General features: G+C 69.7%; 13 protein-coding genes. 5 read left to right on the top strand and 8 right to left on the bottom strand.

Annotated features, from left to right (window positions below):
- Positions 1–21: 21 nt before the first annotated feature.
- Both GBB76_RS08225 and thpR read right to left on the bottom strand, forming a co-directional pair.
- Positions 22–405, bottom strand: a complete 384-nt coding sequence (locus GBB76_RS08225) for a YkvA family protein (RefSeq protein ID WP_202911217.1) — start codon at positions 403–405, stop codon at positions 22–24.
- A gap of 167 nt (positions 406–572) precedes the next feature.
- Complete coding sequence (thpR, locus tag GBB76_RS08220) at positions 573–1106, bottom strand: RNA 2',3'-cyclic phosphodiesterase (RefSeq protein WP_152302858.1); 534 nt, start codon at positions 1104–1106, stop codon at positions 573–575.
- 216 nt (positions 1107–1322) lie between these two features.
- Between thpR and GBB76_RS08215 the strand changes: the two genes are divergently transcribed.
- Complete coding sequence (locus tag GBB76_RS08215; RefSeq protein WP_152302857.1) at positions 1323–2168, top strand: MOSC domain-containing protein; 846 nt, start codon at positions 1323–1325, stop codon at positions 2166–2168.
- A gap of 129 nt (positions 2169–2297) precedes the next feature.
- Here GBB76_RS08215 and GBB76_RS08210 read toward each other — a convergent pair whose 3' ends face one another.
- The 5 genes from GBB76_RS08210 to GBB76_RS08190 all read right to left on the bottom strand — a co-directional run bounded on the left by GBB76_RS08210 (position 2298) and on the right by GBB76_RS08190 (position 9545).
- Positions 2298–3404: a DUF4167 domain-containing protein gene (locus GBB76_RS08210; protein WP_152302856.1), complete on the bottom strand. Its 1107-nt coding sequence runs from the start codon at positions 3402–3404 to the stop codon at positions 2298–2300.
- A 584-nt stretch (positions 3405–3988) separates the two neighbouring features.
- Complete coding sequence (prmC, locus tag GBB76_RS08205) at positions 3989–4840, bottom strand: peptide chain release factor N(5)-glutamine methyltransferase (RefSeq protein WP_152302855.1); 852 nt, start codon at positions 4838–4840, stop codon at positions 3989–3991.
- The gene (gene prfA / locus GBB76_RS08200) at positions 4837–5934 is read right to left on the bottom strand and encodes a peptide chain release factor 1 (RefSeq protein WP_152302854.1); all 1098 of its coding nucleotides are present in this window, start codon (positions 5932–5934) and stop codon (positions 4837–4839) included. Before prfA ends, prmC begins: the two co-directional genes overlap by 4 nt.
- Before the next feature lie 10 nt (positions 5935–5944).
- The gene (ptsP, locus tag GBB76_RS08195) at positions 5945–8212 is read right to left on the bottom strand and encodes a phosphoenolpyruvate--protein phosphotransferase (RefSeq protein WP_152302853.1); all 2268 of its coding nucleotides are present in this window, start codon (positions 8210–8212) and stop codon (positions 5945–5947) included.
- An 82-nt stretch (positions 8213–8294) separates the two neighbouring features.
- Positions 8295–9545: an aspartate kinase gene (locus tag GBB76_RS08190; RefSeq protein WP_152302852.1), complete on the bottom strand. Its 1251-nt coding sequence runs from the start codon at positions 9543–9545 to the stop codon at positions 8295–8297.
- A 161-nt stretch (positions 9546–9706) separates the two neighbouring features.
- Here GBB76_RS08190 and ubiG point away from each other — a divergent pair, with 161 nt between their 5' ends.
- Both ubiG and clpB read left to right on the top strand, forming a co-directional pair.
- A complete protein-coding gene (gene ubiG, locus GBB76_RS08185; RefSeq protein WP_152302851.1) occupies positions 9707–10453 on the top strand; it encodes a bifunctional 2-polyprenyl-6-hydroxyphenol methylase/3-demethylubiquinol 3-O-methyltransferase UbiG in 747 nt (248 codons plus the stop codon).
- A gap of 186 nt (positions 10454–10639) precedes the next feature.
- On the top strand, positions 10640–13258 hold the full coding sequence (clpB, locus tag GBB76_RS08180; RefSeq protein WP_152302850.1) for an ATP-dependent chaperone ClpB: 2619 nt from the start codon (positions 10640–10642) through the stop codon (positions 13256–13258).
- Positions 13259–13378: 120 nt separating this feature from the next.
- Here the strand turns inward: clpB and GBB76_RS08175 are convergent, their stop codons facing one another.
- Positions 13379–14269 carry a UTP--glucose-1-phosphate uridylyltransferase gene (locus GBB76_RS08175; protein WP_152302849.1) on the bottom strand — a complete coding sequence of 297 codons (891 nt, stop codon included), beginning with the start codon at positions 14267–14269 and terminating at the stop codon, positions 13379–13381.
- Between the two features lie 257 nt (positions 14270–14526).
- Between GBB76_RS08175 and GBB76_RS08170 the strand changes: the two genes are divergently transcribed.
- Complete coding sequence (locus GBB76_RS08170; protein WP_152302848.1) at positions 14527–15942, top strand: lytic murein transglycosylase; 1416 nt, start codon at positions 14527–14529, stop codon at positions 15940–15942.
- 91 nt (positions 15943–16033) lie between these two features.
- The gene (locus GBB76_RS08165; protein WP_152302847.1) at positions 16034–17455 is read left to right on the top strand and encodes a GDSL-type esterase/lipase family protein; all 1422 of its coding nucleotides are present in this window, start codon (positions 16034–16036) and stop codon (positions 17453–17455) included.
- Positions 17456–17507 lie beyond the last annotated feature (52 nt).

Raw genomic sequence — 17507 nt, 5'->3', positions numbered from 1 at the left:
TTACCGCTATGCGCCACTCATTTACCGGGCGCCGTGCGTTGCCGCGTCGTCCGGCCGGGGCTCCGGTCCGGGGGCGTCCGCGCGCAGGCCCGCCAGCGCGGCGCGGGCCGCCTCGCGATGCGTCGGGGTGATGTGGCTGGCGAGCAGGTTGAGCGCGGTGGCGAGCACCGCCGCGTCGTCGGTGAAGCCGATGCCGGCGAAGACGTCCGGCAGGGCGTCGGTGGGCAGCAGGAAATAGGCGAGGGCGCCGAACAGCAGCGCGCGCACGCGCGTCGGCGTCCGGCTGTCCAGGGCGCAGTAATAGGCGGCGGTGGCGTCGTCGGCGAAGGGCACGCGGGTGGCCACCGAGGCGATCTTGCGCCAGAAGCCGGCGCGCACCCGCGCCTCGTCGGCGGCATCGGCCATCGTCGCGGGGCCGTGCGCCGCGCCGGGCGCGCGCGCGGATTTCCAGTCGGACCAGCGAAGCATCGGTCTCCTCCGACCCCGGCGGGTTTTCAGGCGAGCCTGCCCCGGGGCCGTCCGATGAGATGGCCCCGGCCGTGGCATTTCGCAATGCGCCCGGCCGGGCCGTCTCACATCAGCGGATAGGCCGCCTCGACCCGGTAGGGGCCGCCACCGACGGAATCGCGCGAGGAATAGAGCACGAAGCGCGAGACCTCGAAGGTGGGGCAGCGGAAATAGCCGCGCAGCGCCAGATAGTCGGCGACCTGCCGGGGCGCCGCGTCGCGCAGCCGCGCGAGCGTGACATGGGGCCGGAAATTGCGCCCTTCCGGCGGCAGGCCGATGCGCTTCATCGCCCGCTCATGCTCGGCCTGAAGGTCGTTCAGCGCCTCGTTGTTCTTCACCCCGACGAAGATCGAGTGCGGCTTGTGATTGCCGAACTGGTCGACGCCCGACAAGGTGAGGTCGAAGCCGAAGCGGTCGATCTCGTCGAGCGCGGCGGCGGCGTCGCGCGCCACCACATGGTCGACATCGCCGATGAAGCGCAGGGTGACGTGGTAGAATTCCGGGCTGATCCAGCGTGCGCCCGGCAGACCGCCGCGCAGCATCGACAGCTGCTCGGCGACATCCGACGGAATCTCGAGGGCGGTGAAGAGCCGCGGCATGACCCCCTCCTGTGAGTTACCGACTCGGGAACCCATCTCCGATTGAGACGGATTCGCGGTCTGAGGAAAAGCCGAAAATGCGACAGGCAAAACACAGGCCGTCATCCTGCCGCCACTCCCGCCGCTCCTCTTGCGGTTCTGCGGGGGGCCTGCGGTATTCGGTTGGTTTCCGGTTACGGCTGACCGCGACCGTGCAAGCCTATATGGTGAGGGACGATGAGCGAATCGACTGAAAACGACGATCTTTTCACCCCCGCCGGAGCCGCCTCCGCCGAGGCGCCGGCGGTTGCCGTCAGCTTTGCCGGCATCCAGTCCATCTACCGCTACCCGGTGAAGGGCCTGACGCCCGAGCGGCTGGAAGTGGTCGAGCTGGAGGAGGGCGCCTATTTTCCGGGCGACCGGCTCTATGCCATCGAGAACGGGCCTTCGGGCTTCGATCCGCTGGCGCCGGCCTTCCAGCCCAAGATCAAGTTCCTGATGCTGATGCGCAACGAGCGCCTGGCCGCGCTTGACGCCCATTACATCGACGCCACGCACGAGCTGGTCATCGAGCAGGACGCGGCGGAAGTGGTGCGCGGCCGGCTCGACACGCCCGAGGGGTGCGAGGCCATCGAGCTCTTCTTCCAGCGCTTTTCACGCTACGAGCTGCGCGGCGCGCCGCGCGTGCTGGGGGCGCCGGACGGCTTCCGCTTCGTCGACACCACCGAGGGCTACATCTCGCTGATCAACGTGGCGAGCTGCCGGGCGCTGGGCGAGATCATCGGCCAGCCGGTCGATCCGCTGCGCTTCCGCGCCAATCTCTATCTCGACGGCATGGAGCCGTGGGAGGAGTTCGACCTCGTGGGCCACACCATCGAGATCGGCAACCATGTGCGGCTGAAGGTGACGCAGCGCATCTTCCGCTGCGCCGCCACCAATGTCGATCCGGTCACGGCCCGGCGCGACCTCGACGTGCCTGGCACGCTGATGCGCAGCTTCGGCCACACCGATTGCGGCATCTTCGCCGAAGTGGTGCAGGGCGGACTGATCGCCGAGGGCGATTCCGTCCGCATCAGCCTCTGAGGCGGCGTTTTCCCGAACGCGGGAGACCGGGCCTCGCCCGCGAATTTCCAAAGCAAAAAGGCCCGGCTTCACAGCCGGGCCTTTTGTCTTTTCAGCCGTCGCTCCGCCCGCAGGCGTGGCGTCGGGCGATCACTCGCCGGCTTCCGCCGGCGCAGCCTCGGCGCCTTCGCCCTCGCCTTCCGCATCGGCGCGACGGTAGCGGCGACGGCGGGTGCGCGGGGCGGCGGCCTCGCCGTCCTCGCTGGGCGCGGCCTTGGCGCGCGAACGGGTGGTGCCTTCGCGCGCCGCAGGGGCGGCTTCGGCGGCCTCGGAAGCTTCCGGGGACGGCGCGGCCTTCCTGGGCTCGGCCTTGGCTTCGGCCCGCGGCTCCGCCTTCGGGGCGGGCTCGGGAACCGGGCTCACCGGCACGGCGCTGCTCTGGGTGATGAAGGCGGGCAGGCCGATCTCGGCTTCCACTTCCGGCCCGAGGCGCGGCTGCGGCTGCTGGGCGGGGTCGCGGTAGCCCTGCTCACCACCTTCGCGCGGCTCGCGGTTCTCGCGATAGGGGCGGTTGTCGCGGGACCAGCGGTTGTCGCGGTCCGGACGCTCGGAACGCTCGGGGCGATCCTGCCTCTCGGGGCGGTCCTGCCGCTCCGGACGATCCTGCCGGTCGCGGTCCGGGCGGTCCTGCCGGTCACGGTCGGGACGATCGCGATCCTGCCCGCGATCCTGCCCGCGCTCGCGATTGTTGTCGCGGCGCCCGTCACGATCGGGACGGTCGCGGTCCTGCCGCTCCGGACGATCCTGCCGGTCGCGGTCCGGGCGCTCGGAGCGCTCCGGCCGGTCGCGGTAGAAGTCGCGCTGGCCATCGCGCTGGCCGCCGTCGCGTCCGCCCTGCGGCTCGCGTGTCTGGTAGGCCGGCTGGCCATCGGAACCGGCGTCGTCGAGGTCGTCCTCGTATTCCTCGTCGTCGGAGCGCTGGAAGGGCTGGCCCTGCACGCCGAACTGCGCCTGGGCGGCGGCGATGATGCGGTAATAGTGCTCGGCGTGCTGGAGGTAGTTCTCCGCCGCCACCGGATCGCCGGACGCCTGCGCGTCGCGGGCCAGCTGCTGGTATTTCTCGACGATGTGCTGGGCGGTGCCGCGCACCTTCACGTCGGGGCCGTTCGACTCATAGACGCGCGTAAGCGGATTCTGACTGCGACGATTGCCGTTGTTGCGGCCACGCATACGCTTCTGCTGGTTATTATTTCGCATCGAGCTGGTCTCTGATGCCGGTACGCCGCCGGCGGGGCGGGCCCCGGTCGGATGAGGTACGGGCGGGTCAATCGCCTCTGTTTCCGCCATCCCGTCCCCCAGGCCATGGCCAAAGGGAACGGCATGTCGTGAAATGTTGTCCTGGGTCTGGGCAAACCGGGCACAGGCCGGGAACCGCAAGGTCCCGGGCGTGCCGCAGGTCGCCACCGACCGTCGGACTTCTTCCATGGGAGCGCATCGTCACGATGCCCGCTGCCGGACAGGCCGGCCGCGATCTCCGGGTCGCATTCCCCGACCCGGATCCGGCGAGCGCCCAAAGGCGCTACAGCCGACCCCATGTTTCATCGTGCAACCAAGGCCGCACTGATAAACTCGTGGAGCGTTCGTCCTATCAAAACGCTTCATCCGTCCGCGCCTTCCGCAGGGGCTCGAACGTTACTTGCGCGATGGCCGCGTTCACTCGACAAGAGCGAAGCGCATCCGAACACGGCAAGGCTGATGAGGTGTCAGGACGATTCCTGAAACGGACACTAATCGGTTCGGTACCTCGTTCCAAGCCCTTTTTTGCTGCATTGCCGGCATTCTCAGGCCGGCCGTGTCACGATGGCGCGTGCGATCCCGGCAAGGTCGGCCCGCGCAGGTCCGTCGGCCGGCAGCCCCGCCGCCGCAAGCAGCGCGGCGACGTCGGCCTCCTGGCCAATGCCGAGTTCGAGCACCGCGCGTCCGCCCGGCCGGAGCAGGCCGGGCAGGGCGCTCGCGAGCGCACGATAGGCGTCGAGCCCCTGCGGGCCCCCGTCGAGCGCGAGGAGCGGATCGTGTTCGCGCACCTCGCGATCGAGCGCGGCGATATCGGTGCTGGGAATATAAGGCGGATTGGAGACCACGAGGTCGAAGCGCCCGGCGAGCGCCTGCGCCCAGCGCCCGACAAGCACCGCCGACCGTTCGCCAAGCCCAAGCCGCGCAAGGTTTTCCCGCGCCTGCCGGGCGGCCCCGTGCGACAGGTCGACGCCGACGCCGAAGGCGTTCGGATACTCGCTCAGCAGCGCCGCGAGCAGGGCGCCCGAGCCGGTGCCGAGGTCGAGAAGGGCCAGCGGCGCGGCACGGTCGGGAAAGGCGGCGAGGGCGGCCTCCACCAGCGTCTCGGTCTCCGGGCGCGGCACCAGCGTGTCGGGCGAGAGCGCGAAATCGAGGCTCCAGAACTCGCGCCGGCCGGACAGCCGGGCCAGCGGCTCGCCCGCCGCGCGGCGCCGGGCCATCTCCCGCAGCCGGGCGGCGTCGGCTTCCGTCACCGGATCTTCCGCGCGGGCGAGGAGGTCGACATCGGTCAGGCCGAGGCCGGCTTTCAGCAGGGCGCGCGCCTCGCGCTCGGGCGTCTCCAGTCCGGCCGCGGCGAGGGCTGCGGCGATCTCGCGCAGGAGCCCCGCGCGGGGAATCATCGCTCGCCCCAGCCCGCGTGCTCGGCCTCGGCAAGCAGCGCCGCCTGGTATTCGGTGGTCAGCGCGTCGACCAGTTCGCCCAGCCCCTCGCCGGAGAGGATTTCCGGCAGCTTGTGCAGGGTCAGGCCGATGCGGTGGTCGGTGACGCGCGCCTGCGGGAAATTATAGGTGCGGATGCGCTCGGAGCGGTCGCCCGAGCCGACCTGCACCTTGCGCTCGCTGGCGCGGGCGCTGTCGCGCTTCTCGCGCTCGGCCTCGTAGATCCGGGCGCGCAGCATGCCCATGGCGCGGGCCTTGTTCTTGTGCTGCGAGCGCTCGTCCTGCACGGCGACGACCGTTCCGGTGGGGATATGGGTGATGCGCACCGCGCTCTCGGTCTTGTTGACGTGCTGGCCGCCGGCGCCCGAGGCGCGGAACACGTCGATGCGCAGGTCGGATTCGTTGATCTCGACGTCGACCTCCTCCACTTCCGGCAGCACCGCCACGGTGGCGGCGGAGGTGTGGATGCGCCCCGAGCCCTCGGTGTCCGGCACGCGCTGCACGCGGTGGACGCCCGATTCGAACTTCAGCTTTGCATAGGCGCCCGAGCCATGCAGGGCGGCGACGATTTCCTTGTAGCCGCCGGCGGTGCCCTCGGTCAGCGAGAGAACCTCGACCGACCAGCCGTTCAGCCCGGCGAAGCGCTCATACATGCGGAACAGGTCGCCGGCGAACAGCGCGGCCTCGTCGCCGCCGGTGCCGGCGCGCACTTCGAGGATCACGCCGCGCTCGTCCATGGCGTCCTTCGGCAGCAAAGCGAGCCGGACGGCATGGGCGAGGCTCTCGACCTCGGCGTCGAGCGTGTCGGCCTCTTCCTGCGCCAGCGCCGCCATCTCGCGGTCGCTGGCGGCCTCGCTGGCCAGCGTGCGCGCATCGGCGAGCTGGCGCTCGGCGCTGCGCAGCGCCTTCACGCTGTCGACCAGCGGCCTCAGCTCGGCGAATTCGCGGGAGAGGCGCACATAGGTTTCCGCGTCCGGGCCGGCGGACAGGGCGTGCTCGATCTCGGCATGGCGGGCGAGAAGCTGGTCGAGCCGGGCGTCGGGGAGGGTCGTCACGGTCGTGCACTCACAGCGGCAGGCCGGCCTTCTCGGCGAACGCCCGCAGCGGCTGGCGCAGCGAGGCGATCTCCCCGCCCTCGGTCAGCAGCGGCGCGACGAGGGCGGCGGCGGCGGCAAGGTCGAGTTCCAGCAGCATCGCCTTGACCGGCCCGTAGGAGGCCGGCGACAGCGAGAGCTTGCGGTAGCCGATGGCGGCCAGCGCCAGCGCCTCCAGCGGGCGCGAGGCGAGCTCGCCGCAGAGCGTGACCGGCTTGCCGTACTGGGCGGCCTTGTCGGCGATCATCTTCAGGGCGCGCAGCGTGGCGGGGGCGAGCGCGTCGAAGCGGTCGGCGACGCGCGAATTGCCGCGATCGGCGGCATAGAGGAACTGCACGAGATCGTTGGAGCCGACCGAGGCGAAGTCGACGCGCGAGAACAATTGGTCGAGCTGGAACAGCAGCGCCGGCACCTCCAGCATCACGCCGACCAGCACCCGCTCGGGCAGATCGTGGCCGTGGCGGCGCAGATGGGTCAGTTCGCGCTCGACGATGTGGCGGGCGCGGTCGAATTCCTCCACCGCCGACACCATCGGGAAGATGAGGCGAAGCTCGCGCCCGGTGGCGGCGCGCAGCAGGGCGCGGATCTGGCTGCGCAGCAGGCCCGGCCGGTCGAGGCCGAGGCGAATGGCGCGCCAGCCCAGCGCCGGATTCTCCTCCTCGATCGCCCGCATATAGGGCAGCACCTTGTCGCCGCCGATGTCGAGCGTGCGGAACACCACGGGGCGGTCGCCGGCCGCGTCGAGCACCGAGCGGTAGAGCTTGAGCTGCTCGTTGGTACGCGGGAAGGCGGAGGCGATCATGAACTGGAGTTCGGTGCGGAACAGGCCGATGCCGGTGGCGCCGGTCTCGGCGATGTGCGGCAGGTCGACCAGCAGGCCGGCGTTCAGGTGCAGCTCGATCTCGACGCCGTCGCGGGTGACGGTGGGCAGGTCGCGCAGCGCCGCGTACTGCTCCAGCCGCTTGGCGCGGAAGCGCACCTTCTCGACATAGGCGGCCTCGACATCGGCCGGCGGGCGCACCTGCACCTCGCCGCTGACGCCGTCGACGATGATGGCGTCGCCGGAATCAACCTGCCCGACGATGTTCTCGACATGGCCGACCGCCGAGATGCCGAGCGCGCGGGCGACGATGGTGAGATGGCTCGTCGCCGCGCCTTCCTCCAGCACGAGGCCGCGAATGCGCGTGCGGTCATAATCGAGCAGCGCGGCCGGGCTCATGTTGCGGGCGACGATGATGGCGTTGTCGGGCAGGCCGGTGTGCTCGGAGCCGCCGGCGCGGCCGGTGAGCTGGCGCAGCAGGCGGTTGGCCAGATCGTCGAGATCGTGCATGCGCTCGCGCAGATAGGGGTCGGTCATGCGCAGCATGCGGGCGCGGGTGTCCGACTGAACGCGCTCGACCGCGCCTTCGGCGGTCAGGCCCGTCATCACCGCCTCGCGCATGCGGCCGATCCAGCCGCGGTCATGGGCGAACATGCGGTAGGCTTCGAGAATGTCCCGGTGCTCGCCGACGCGGGCGACGCCCTCATCCTCCAGCATGATGTCGATGGAGGCGCGCAGCGTGTCGACCGCCCCGTCGAGCCGGTTCAACTCGGCCGGCAGGTCGTCGGCGATGACCTTGGTGACTTCGATGCGCGGCTCGTGCAGCACCACATGGCCGAGGCCGATGCCCTCCGACAGGGAAATGCCCTTGAGGTGCAGCGGGCGGCGCGCCGCCGGCTCGGCGCCGGGCAGCGCCATGGCGGTAAGCTCGCCCGAGGCGATGATCTCGGCCAGCACCATTGCGGTGGTCTGGAGCGCCTCGATCTCCTCCTCGGTGTAGGAGCGGTGGGCACGGTTCTGCACGACGAGCACGCCGAGCGTGTTGCCCGCGCGCAGGATCGGCACGCCGAGGAAGGAGTGGTAGATTTCTTCGCCCGTCTCCGGCCGGTAGGAGAAGGCGGGATGGGCCTGCGCATTGGACAGGCTGATCGGCTCGGCCTCGCGGGCGACGGTGCCGACGAGGCCCTCGTCGATCCGCATCACGGTCAGATGCACGGCGGTGCGGTTCAGGCCCTCGGTGGCGTAGAGCTCGAGGGTGCCGTCGACGCGCAGCACATAGACCGAGCACACCTCGGCCACCATGTTGGCCGCGATCAGCACCACGATCTTGTCGAGGCGGTCCTGCGCGCTGACCGGCTCCGCCATGACCTCACGGAGGCGCCTGAGCAGCACGCGCGGACCGCCGAGTGCGCCACGCATTGGCCGTCCTCGGTTTCCGGGAGCCGCGTTCCCGGAGCGTCGATGTCGAAGGCGCGGCTGGCGGCCGCGCCGTTGCCTGTCCTCAGGCGTCGAGCCCGTATACCGAATGCAGCGTTCGCACGGCAAGCTCGGTATAGGCGGCATCGATAAGCACCGAGATCTTGATCTCGGAGGTCGAGATGGCGCGGATGTTGATACCGCGCTCGGACAGCGCCTTGAAGGCACGGGCCGCGACGCCGGCATGCGAGCGCATGCCGATGCCGATCACCGAGATTTTGACGACATCGGTGGCGCCCTCGACGCTGCCATAGCCGATTTCGTCCTTCACAGCCGCCAGCGCCGCCTTGGCGCGCTCGAAATCGGCCGTCGGCACGGTGAAGGTGATGTCGGTGAAGCCCTCGGCCGAAATGTTCTGCACGATCATGTCGACATTGATGTGCGCATCGGCGAGCGGCACGAACACGCTCGCGGCGATGCCAGGCTTGTCGGGCACGCGGCGGATGCTGACCTGGGCTTCGTCCCGGGCGAAGGCGATGCCGGTGACGACTTCACTCTCCACGATTTCCTCCTCGTCGCAAATCAGGGTGCCCGGCGGGTCGCCGGCGGTCTTCAGTTCCGGGGCGTCCGGGTCGGTGAAGCTGGAGCGCACGAAGGTGCGGACCTTGTGTACCATGGCAAGCTCGACCGAGCGCACCTGAAGCACCTTGGCCCCGAGCGAGGCCATTTCCAGCATTTCCTCGAAGGCGATCTTGTCGAGCCGGCGCGCCCTGGGAACGATGCGCGGGTCGGTCGTGTAGACGCCGTCGACGTCGGTGTAGATGTCGCAGCGGTCGGCCCTGATGCCGGCGGCGACCGCGACCGCGCTGGTGTCCGAGCCGCCGCGCCCAAGCGTGGTGAGGCGGCCGCTTGGCAGATGCATGCCCTGGAAGCCGGCGATCACCGCGACCTCGCCATCGGCGAAGCGCCGGATGATCTCCTCGCCATTGACGTCGAGGATGCGGGCCGCGCCATGGGCGTCGTCGGTGGAGATGGGAAGCTGCCAGCCCTGCCAGGAGCGGGCCGGAATGCCCATGTCCTGCAGCGCGATGGCCAAGAGGCCAGACGTGACCTGCTCGCCCGAGGCGACGATGGCGTCGTATTCGCGGGCGTCGTGCAGCACGGCGGTCTCGCGGCACCAGGCGACCAGCTCGTTGGTCTTGCCGGACATGGCGGAGACCACGACCGCCACCTCGTTGCCCGCCTCGACCTCCCGTTTCACGTGCCTCGCGACATTGCGAATGCGTTCGATGTTGGCGACTGAGGTGCCGCCGAACTTCATCACCAGACGTGCCATTGCGGGAAACCGTACCGTGTTCTTCTGTGGGGCCGGGCGGGAGAGGTGGGCTCCCGGCCCAAAAGGCGCGTATACATATCCACCTCGCGCCCGGCCCGCAACGCCGCCGCGCGAGCTTGGAATCCGTCCCGGCAGGGCCGAACCGCGTTGAGAGAGCGTCGATGAGCGAAACCGCCACCACCGTCGACCCCCGGGAAGTCGAGCGCTTCGCCGCGCTCGCCGCCGAATGGTGGAACCCGCGCGGCAAGATGCGCGTGCTGCACCGTTTCAACCCCGTGCGCCTCGCCTATCTGCGCGAGAAGATCACCGCCCATTTCGGCCGCGACGCCCGCGCCATCCGCCCGCTGGAGGGGTTGAGCCTCGTCGACATCGGCTGCGGCGGCGGGCTGCTGAGCGAGCCGCTGGCCCGCATGGGCGCGACCGTCACCGGCATCGACCCGGCCGAGAAGAATGTCCGCATCGCCGCCCTCCATGCGCAGGAAAGCGGCGTTGCTGTGGATTACCGCGCGACGACCGCCGAGGCGCTGGCCGATTCGGGCGCGCGCTTCGACGTGGTGATGGCCATGGAAGTTGTGGAGCATGTCGCCGATGTCGGCCTGTTCCTCGCCCGCGCCGCCGAGATGGTGAAGCCGGGCGGCCTGCTGGTGGCGGCGACGCTGAACCGCACCAAGCGCTCTTTCGCGCTGGCCATCGTCGGCGCCGAATATGTGCTCGGCTGGCTGCCCAAGGGCACGCATGACTGGAACCGCTTCCTCACGCCCGAGGAACTGGAGGCGGCGCTGGTGGCCGGCGGCCTGTCGGTCATCGACCGCGAGGGCGTGGTCTTCCATCCGTTGGCGGACGAGTGGCGCCGCTCGTCCGACCTGTCGGTGAACTATGTGATGCTGGCGGAGAAGACGGCGGCGTGAGGCCTCGCTCAAAATCCCTTCCTTGACCTTGCTCAACGCCCTTCCGTTGCCGTTTCGCCACACTACATGAAGGCCGTCGGGCTGCCGCAACGGGGCCCGGCACGGCGGCCGGGATACGGGCGCCGTCGTCCCGAGTGACCGTTCGTGCCTCATCAGGGCGGACGGGGGGCCAGGAGGCAACGCGATATGAATTTCGAGATCTATACCGAACGCGCGCGCGGATTTGTGCAGTCGGCGCAGTCGCTTGCGCTGCGTGAAGGCAACCAGCAGTTCACGCCCGAACATCTTTTGAAAGTGCTGCTCGACGACCCGGAGGGCCTGTGCGCGGGCCTCATCCAGCGCTCCGGCGGCGATCCCCGCATTGTGCTCGCGGACACGGAAGCCGCGCTCGCCAAGCTGCCGAAGGTGCAGGGCTCCGGCGCCGGCCAGGTTTACCTCGCGCCGGGAACGGCGCGCGTCTTCGAGGCCGCCGAGCAGGCGGCGAAGAAGGCCGGCGACGGCTATGTCACCGTCGAGCGGCTGCTGCTGGCGCTCGCGCTGGAGAAGGACAGCGAGGCCGGCAAGATCCTCACCAAATCCGGCGCCACGCCGCAGAAGATCAACGCCGCCATCGAGGCGCTGCGCAAGGGCCGCACCGCCGATTCGGCAACAGCCGAGAACGCCTATGACGCGCTCAAGAAATATGCCCGCGACCTGACCGCCGCGGCGCGCGAGGGCAAGCTCGACCCGGTGATCGGCCGCGACGAGGAAATCCGCCGCACCATTCAGGTGCTGTCGCGCCGCACCAAGAACAATCCGGTTCTCATCGGCGAACCCGGCGTCGGCAAGACCGCCATCGTCGAGGGCCTCGCCCTGCGCATCGTCGACGGCGACGTGCCGGAGAGCCTGAAGGACAAGCAGCTTCTGGCGCTCGACATGGGCTCGCTCATTGCCGGCGCCAAGTATCGCGGCGAGTTCGAGGAGCGGCTGAAGAGCGTGCTGTCCGAGGTCGAGGCGGCCGAGGGCGGCATCGTGCTGTTCATCGACGAACTGCACACGCTGGTCGGCGCCGGCAAGACCGAGGGCGCGATGGACGCCTCCAACCTGCTCAAGCCGGCGCTGGCGCGCGGCGAGCTGCATTGCGTCGGCGCCACCACGCTCGACGAGTACCGCAAATATATCGAGAAGGACGCCGCGCTCGCCCGCCGCTTCCAGCCCGTCTTCGTCTCCGAGCCGAGCGTGGAGGACACCGTGTCCATCCTGCGCGGCATCAAGGAGAAGTACGAGCTGCACCACGGCGTGCGCATCACCGACTCGGCGCTGGTGGCGGCCGCGACCCTCTCGAACCGCTACATCACCGACCGCTTCCTCCCCGACAAGGCGATCGACCTGATCGACGAGGCGGCCTCGCGGCTGCGCATGCAGGTCGATTCCAAGCCGGAGGAACTCGACAGCATCGACCGCGAGATCGTGCGCCTGCGCATCGAGCAGGAGGCGCTGAAGAAGGAGAGCGACGCGGGCTCGCGCGACCGGCTGAAGAAGCTGGAGAAGGAGCTTGCCGACCTCGAGGAACAGTCGGCCTCGATCACCTCGCGCTGGAAGGCGGAGAAGGAGAAGCTCGGCGACGCCCAGAAGCTGAAGAGCGACCTGGAGAAGGCTCGCGCCGACCTCGCCATCGCCCAGCGCAACGGCGAGTACCAGAAGGCGGGCGAGCTGGCCTATGGCACGATCCCCGCGCTGGAGAAGAAGCTCGCCGATGTCGAGGCGCAGGACGGCAGCGCCGCTTCCGGCAAGGCCGGCATGGTGGAGGAGGCGGTGACGCCCGATCACATCGCTGGCGTCGTCTCGCGCTGGACCGGCGTTCCCGTCGACAAGATGCTGACCGGCGAGAAGGAGAAGCTGCTGCGCATGGAGGACGTGCTTTCCTCCCGCGTGGTGGGCCAGAAGGAGGCCGTGGAGGCCGTCTCGACCGCGGTGCGCCGCGCGCGGGCGGGGCTTCAGGACCCCAACCGGCCAATCGGCTCCTTCATGTTCCTCGGCCCCACGGGCGTCGGCAAGACCGAGCTGACCAAGGCGCTGGCGGCGTTCCTGTTCGACGACGACACCGCGCTGGTCCGCCTCGACATGTCGGAATACATGGAGAAGCACTCCGTGGCCCGGCTGATCGGCGCGCCTCCCGGCTATGTCGGCTATGAGGAAGGCGGCGCGCTCACCGAAGCCGTGCGGCGCCGGCCTTATCAGGTCGTGCTGTTCGACGAGGTGGAGAAGGCCCATCCGGACGTGTTCAACGTCCTGCTTCAGGTGCTCGACGACGGGCGCCTGACGGACGGGCAGGGACGCACGGTCGACTTCCGCAACACGCTCATCATCATGACCTCGAATCTCGGGGCCGAATATCTGGTGAGCCAGCCCGAGGGGCAGGACAGCGACGCCGTGCGCGATGAGGTGATGGCGGTGGTGCGCGCGCACTTCCGGCCCGAATTCCTCAACCGCGTCGACGAGATCGTCCTCTTCCACCGGCTCCAGCGGGACCAGATGGGCGCCATCGTCGACATCCAGGTCAAGCGGCTCGACAAGCTGCTGGAGGAGCGCAAGATCCGCCTGGAGATCACCCCCGAGGCGCGGGATTTCCTCGCCGAGAAGGGCTACGACCCGGCCTATGGCGCGCGCCCGCTCAAGCGCGTGATCCAGAAGCTGCTGCAGGACCCGCTGGCCGGCCGCATCCTCGCCGGCACGGTGAAGGACGGCGATGTCGTGCGGGTCGAGCGCGGGGCGAACGAACTTCTGTTCGACACCCGCCCCGGCACGGTGGACGAGGCGGCCTGACCTTCCGGTCCCGATCGCAGAAAACAGAAAGGGCGCCGCGAGGCGCCCTTTTTCGTGAGATCGTCTCCCGCAACCGTCATCCCGGACGGCCGCAGGCCGATCCGGGATCGTGTGCCGCCCTCAGACCCTCGCCAGCAGCGCGTCGAGTTCGGGGCGGAAGGCGCCGGAGATTTCCGGATTGTCCAGCGCATAGGCGACATTGGCCATCAGGAAGCCGAGCTTCGAGCCGCAGTCGTAGATCGCGCCGTCGAAGGTCACGCTGTAGAAATCCTGCCTCTGCGCCAGCTTCAGCATGGAATCGGTGAGCTGGATCTCATTGCCGGCGCCGCGCTCCTGCGTGGCGAGCAGCTCGAAGATTTCAGGCTGGAGGATGTAGCGGCCGGAAATGGCGAGGTTGGACGGGGCCACGTCGCGCTTGGGCTTCTCGACCATGCGGGCGATCTTGTGCACGCCCTCGGCCACCTCGTCGCCGAGGCCGACAATACCGTACTGGTCGGTCTGCTCGGGCGGCACCTCATAGACCGCGAGGTGGTTGCCGCCGCCGGTCTTGGCATAGGCCTCGACCATCTGGCCAAGGCATCCCTTGCCGTTGCTCGGCTTGTGCAGCATGTCCGGCAGCAGCAGCGCGAAGGGCTCATGGCCGATGATGTCGCGCGCGCACCATACCGCGTGGCCGAGGCCGAGCGGGAGCTGCTGGCGGGTGAAGCTGGTGGCGCCCGGACCCATCGTCTCGCGGCGCAGCTGTTCGAGCATCTGGGTCTTGCCGCGCTCCAGCAGCGTGTCTTCCAGCTCGTACTGGCGGTCGAAATGATCCTCGATCACGCCCTTGTTGCGGCCGGTGACGAAGACGATGTGCTCGATGCCCGCCGCGCGGGCCTCGTCCACCACGTGCTGGACGACCGGACGGTCGACCACGGTGAGCATTTCCTTGGGAACCGCCTTGGTCGCCGGAAGAAACCGCGTGCCGAGGCCGGCCACGGGCAGGATCGCTTTGCGAATGGGAGCTACCATTTGGGACTTGTGCCGCCTTGATGTCGCTTGATGGGTAGGGCCGAGCAGAACGAAATTTCTATGAAATTCAGTTTAACGTTTCACCTTCTGCAATGCACCGGAGGGATAACGCGCAGGTGACGGCATAGGTTCACGCCGCGATGGCACGATTGTGGACGCAAAATGCCCCTGACGCAGGGGAAATTGCGACGGCGTTAACAGGCTCGAAACCACGATCCCCGCCTAATCGCCGCCCAGAACCGCGTTAGGGTTGCGTTATGAGTCACCGCTGCGTTGCCGGCCGGCCTGCGTTCGCCGGCAGAAGCGCCCTCCGGGGCGCCCTCGGGGGAACCGTGCGAGGAGGGGTCCTCGCCGTGATCGGCTTCGGCCTGGCCGGCTGCGCCTCGTCGGACGATATCACCGGCGCCTTCACCTCGCCCGTGGCGCACACCGCTCACACCGCGCAGGCCGCCCCCCGTCCGGCAAGCCCCCGCCGCGCTTCCGCCGTGACGCCGGCCGCCACCCATCCCGACATGACGCCCCAGGCGCTGGCTCAGGCCGAGGCCAATTTCAGCCGCTGCATCGCCGCTCTGGAGCCCAAGGCGCGCGCCGCCGGCGTCTCGGCGGCCGGCTTTCGGCGCTACACGGCCGGGCTCAGGCCCGACATGGGCATCATGGAGAAGCTGCAGACGCAGCCGGAATTCACCCGCACGGCCGGCGACTACGTGACCATGCTGGTGTCCGAAACCCGCATCCGCAAGGGCCGCGAGGCGATGGCGCAGAACGCCGCCGTGTTCGAGGCGGTGGGCCGCACCTATGGCGTCGACCCCTATGTGGTGGCGGCGATCTGGGGCATCGAGACCAATTACGGCAGCGCGCGCGGCTCCTATCCGGTGCTGCAGGCGACCGGCACGCTGGCCTGCGTCGGCCGGCGGCAGGCCTATTTCCGCGACGAGTTCGTCGCCGCGCTGCGCATTCTCGACCGTGGCGACATTCCCGAGGGCCATCTGAAGGGTTCCTGGGCCGGCGCCTTCGGCCTCACCCAGTTCATGCCGACCGCCTTCCAGCGCGACGCGGTGGATTTCGACGGCGACGGGCACCCCAATGTCGTCGATTCCGTCGCCGACGCCATGGCCTCGACCGCCAACAAGCTCAAGCGCGGCGGCTGGCAGCAGGGCCGCAGCTGGGGCTACGAGGTGGTGCTGCCGCGCCGCTTCGACTATCTGCTCGCCGACAAGAACATCCGCAAGCCGATGCGCGAATGGGCGGCGCTCGGCATCCATCGCCCCGATGGCCGGCCGATGCCGCCTGCCGGCGAGACGGCCTATCTGCTGCTACCCGCCGGCGCCAAGGGGCCGGCCTTCCTGATGACCGGCAACTTCAAGGCGATCCTGAGCTACAACCCCGCCGACGCCTATGCGCTCGCCATCGGCCATCTCGCCGACCGCATCCGGGGCGGCGGGCCCTTCGTGCAGCCCTGGCCGGACGACCAGCGCGCGCTATCGCGCAACGAACGCTCCGAACTCCAGAAGCGGCTCGCCTCGCGCGGCTACGATGTCGGCCCGCATGACGGGGCGCTGGGCAGCAAGACCCGCGTCGCCGTGCGCGAATATCAGGTGAGCGCCGGCCTGACGCCCGACGGCATGGCGAGCGGCGAGGTGCTCGACAGCCTGCGCGCCCGCGACGGATCGTGAGCGCCGCCCGACGCGGGGACTTGAAACGGCCGCGATAATGGTTCACCGCTCACGGGGTGTCGCCATCAGGGAACGGCCAAGGAAACGCTTCATGCGCGCGCGCGGATTCCGGCTCGGACTGAAGACGCTGGCGGTGGCCGGCGTGCTGGTCGCCGGCTGCTCGCTGGCGCAGGCGCAGAGCGACTGGTTCCGCCCGCCGGCCGATATCGGACAGTCCTCCGGTCGCAACTCCGTGCAGCGCCAGCAGGCTCCTTCGCGCCAGCAGGCGCAGCAGCCGAGGCAGAACAGCCGCCAGCAGCAGGCCCGTCCCTCGGCGCAGCAGCCGGCGCGGGAGGCCCAGCCGCGCCGCGCCTGGTCGCCCTTCCAGCCGCTCATCGATCTCTTCAGCGGCGGCTCGCGCGCCCGGCAGGTGCCGCAGGCGCCGCCGCCGCCCGTGGTGGCGCAGCAGCCGGCCGAGCCGCGCGGCAAGGTCTTCGCCAGCACGGCCGAGGCGCGCGCCGATACGCCGGACCTCAAGGAAATCGTGCTGGTGCTCGGCGACGAGCAGGCCGGGCCGCTGGCGCAGGGCCTCGCCGACGCCTTCGCCGCCGATCGCGAGGGCGCCGTGGTGGTGGGGCGGTCCGAGGACGGGTCGGGCTTCGCGCCCGGCAACCGCTTCGACTGGATCGCGACGGCGCGGCAGTTTCCGGTGGGCAGCGACCAGCCCAACGTGATCGTGGTGTTCGCGGGCGGCAATGACCTCAAGCCGATCGAGGACCCCGCCGGCAGGGCCGAACTGCTGGACGACCGCTGGCGCGACATCTATGGGCGCCGCTTCCAGGAATTCCTGCTCGCGCTCAAGATGCAGGGCCGCCCCGTCGTGGTGGTGGGCCTGCCGCCGGCGGAGGACGATGTCCGCAACGCGCAGATCGTGCGGCTCAACGAACTGCTCAAGGAGCAGGTCGAGCGCGCCGGGCTCATCTTCGTCGATGTCACCGACGGATTCGTCGACGAGAACGGCAAGTTCATGATGTCCGGCCCGGCCGTCGACGGGCAGCGCCGGCGCCTGCGCACCTCCGACGGCATCGGCTTCACCCGGGCCGGCGCGCGCAAGCTCGCCTTCTTCGTCGACCGCGAACTCGACGACCTGATGGTGCGCAAGGACACGCCGGCGGCCGAAGCGCCGGACCCGGCCGACGCGCGCCCCTCGATCGTCAATCTGACCGGCGGGCCGGTGGGCAATGCGCGCGCGCTGGCCGGCGGGCCGGGGGCGACCCCCGCGACCCCGGCGAGCATCGTGCAGGCGGCGACGCCGGATAGCGCCGTTCCCGAGCCGGCGAGCGTGCTGGTGAGCGGCACGACGCTGCCCCCGGTGGCGGGCCGGACCGACGATTTTCGCTGGCCGGCCGGCCAGCCGGCGGCGACGACGGACCCGCTGGTGCCGCCCATGCCGCCTTCAGTGCTGCCACCCGTCGTGGCGCCGCTCTCCGGGGCGGCTGGTACGGGTACCGGCACCGGCACCGCCGCTCCCTGAGCGCGACACGAAAAAGCCGGGCGCGGCAGGGCCGGCCCGGCTTCGTCGAAGG

The sequence above is a fragment of the Ancylobacter sp. TS-1 genome, from assembly GCF_009223885.1.
Classification (GTDB): Bacteria; Pseudomonadota; Alphaproteobacteria; order Rhizobiales; family Xanthobacteraceae; genus Ancylobacter.
Note: the sequence above shows the minus strand (reverse complement) of the source record. Positions and strands in the feature narration are given on the sequence as shown.

Excerpts from the sequence above, each read along its gene's own strand:
- GBB76_RS08225 (WP_202911217.1), bottom strand. The coding sequence starts at position 405 with ATGGCCGATGCCGCCGACGAGGCGCGGGTGCGCGCCGGCTTCTGGCGC.
- thpR (WP_152302858.1), bottom strand. The coding sequence starts at position 1,106 with ATGCCGCGGCTCTTCACCGCCCTCGAGATTCCGTCGGATGTCGCCGAG.
- GBB76_RS08215 (WP_152302857.1), top strand. The coding sequence starts at position 1,323 with ATGAGCGAATCGACTGAAAACGACGATCTTTTCACCCCCGCCGGAGCC.
- GBB76_RS08210 (WP_152302856.1), bottom strand. The coding sequence starts at position 3,404 with ATGCGAAATAATAACCAGCAGAAGCGTATGCGTGGCCGCAACAACGGC.
- prmC (WP_152302855.1), bottom strand. The coding sequence starts at position 4,840 with ATGATTCCCCGCGCGGGGCTCCTGCGCGAGATCGCCGCAGCCCTCGCC.
- ptsP (WP_152302853.1), bottom strand. The coding sequence starts at position 8,212 with ATGCGTGGCGCACTCGGCGGTCCGCGCGTGCTGCTCAGGCGCCTCCGT.
- GBB76_RS08190 (WP_152302852.1), bottom strand. The coding sequence starts at position 9,545 with ATGGCACGTCTGGTGATGAAGTTCGGCGGCACCTCAGTCGCCAACATC.
- ubiG (WP_152302851.1), top strand. The coding sequence starts at position 9,707 with ATGAGCGAAACCGCCACCACCGTCGACCCCCGGGAAGTCGAGCGCTTC.
- clpB (WP_152302850.1), top strand. The coding sequence starts at position 10,640 with ATGAATTTCGAGATCTATACCGAACGCGCGCGCGGATTTGTGCAGTCG.
- GBB76_RS08175 (WP_152302849.1), bottom strand. The coding sequence starts at position 14,269 with ATGGTAGCTCCCATTCGCAAAGCGATCCTGCCCGTGGCCGGCCTCGGC.
- GBB76_RS08170 (WP_152302848.1), top strand. The coding sequence starts at position 14,527 with ATGAGTCACCGCTGCGTTGCCGGCCGGCCTGCGTTCGCCGGCAGAAGC.
- GBB76_RS08165 (WP_152302847.1), top strand. The coding sequence starts at position 16,034 with ATGCGCGCGCGCGGATTCCGGCTCGGACTGAAGACGCTGGCGGTGGCC.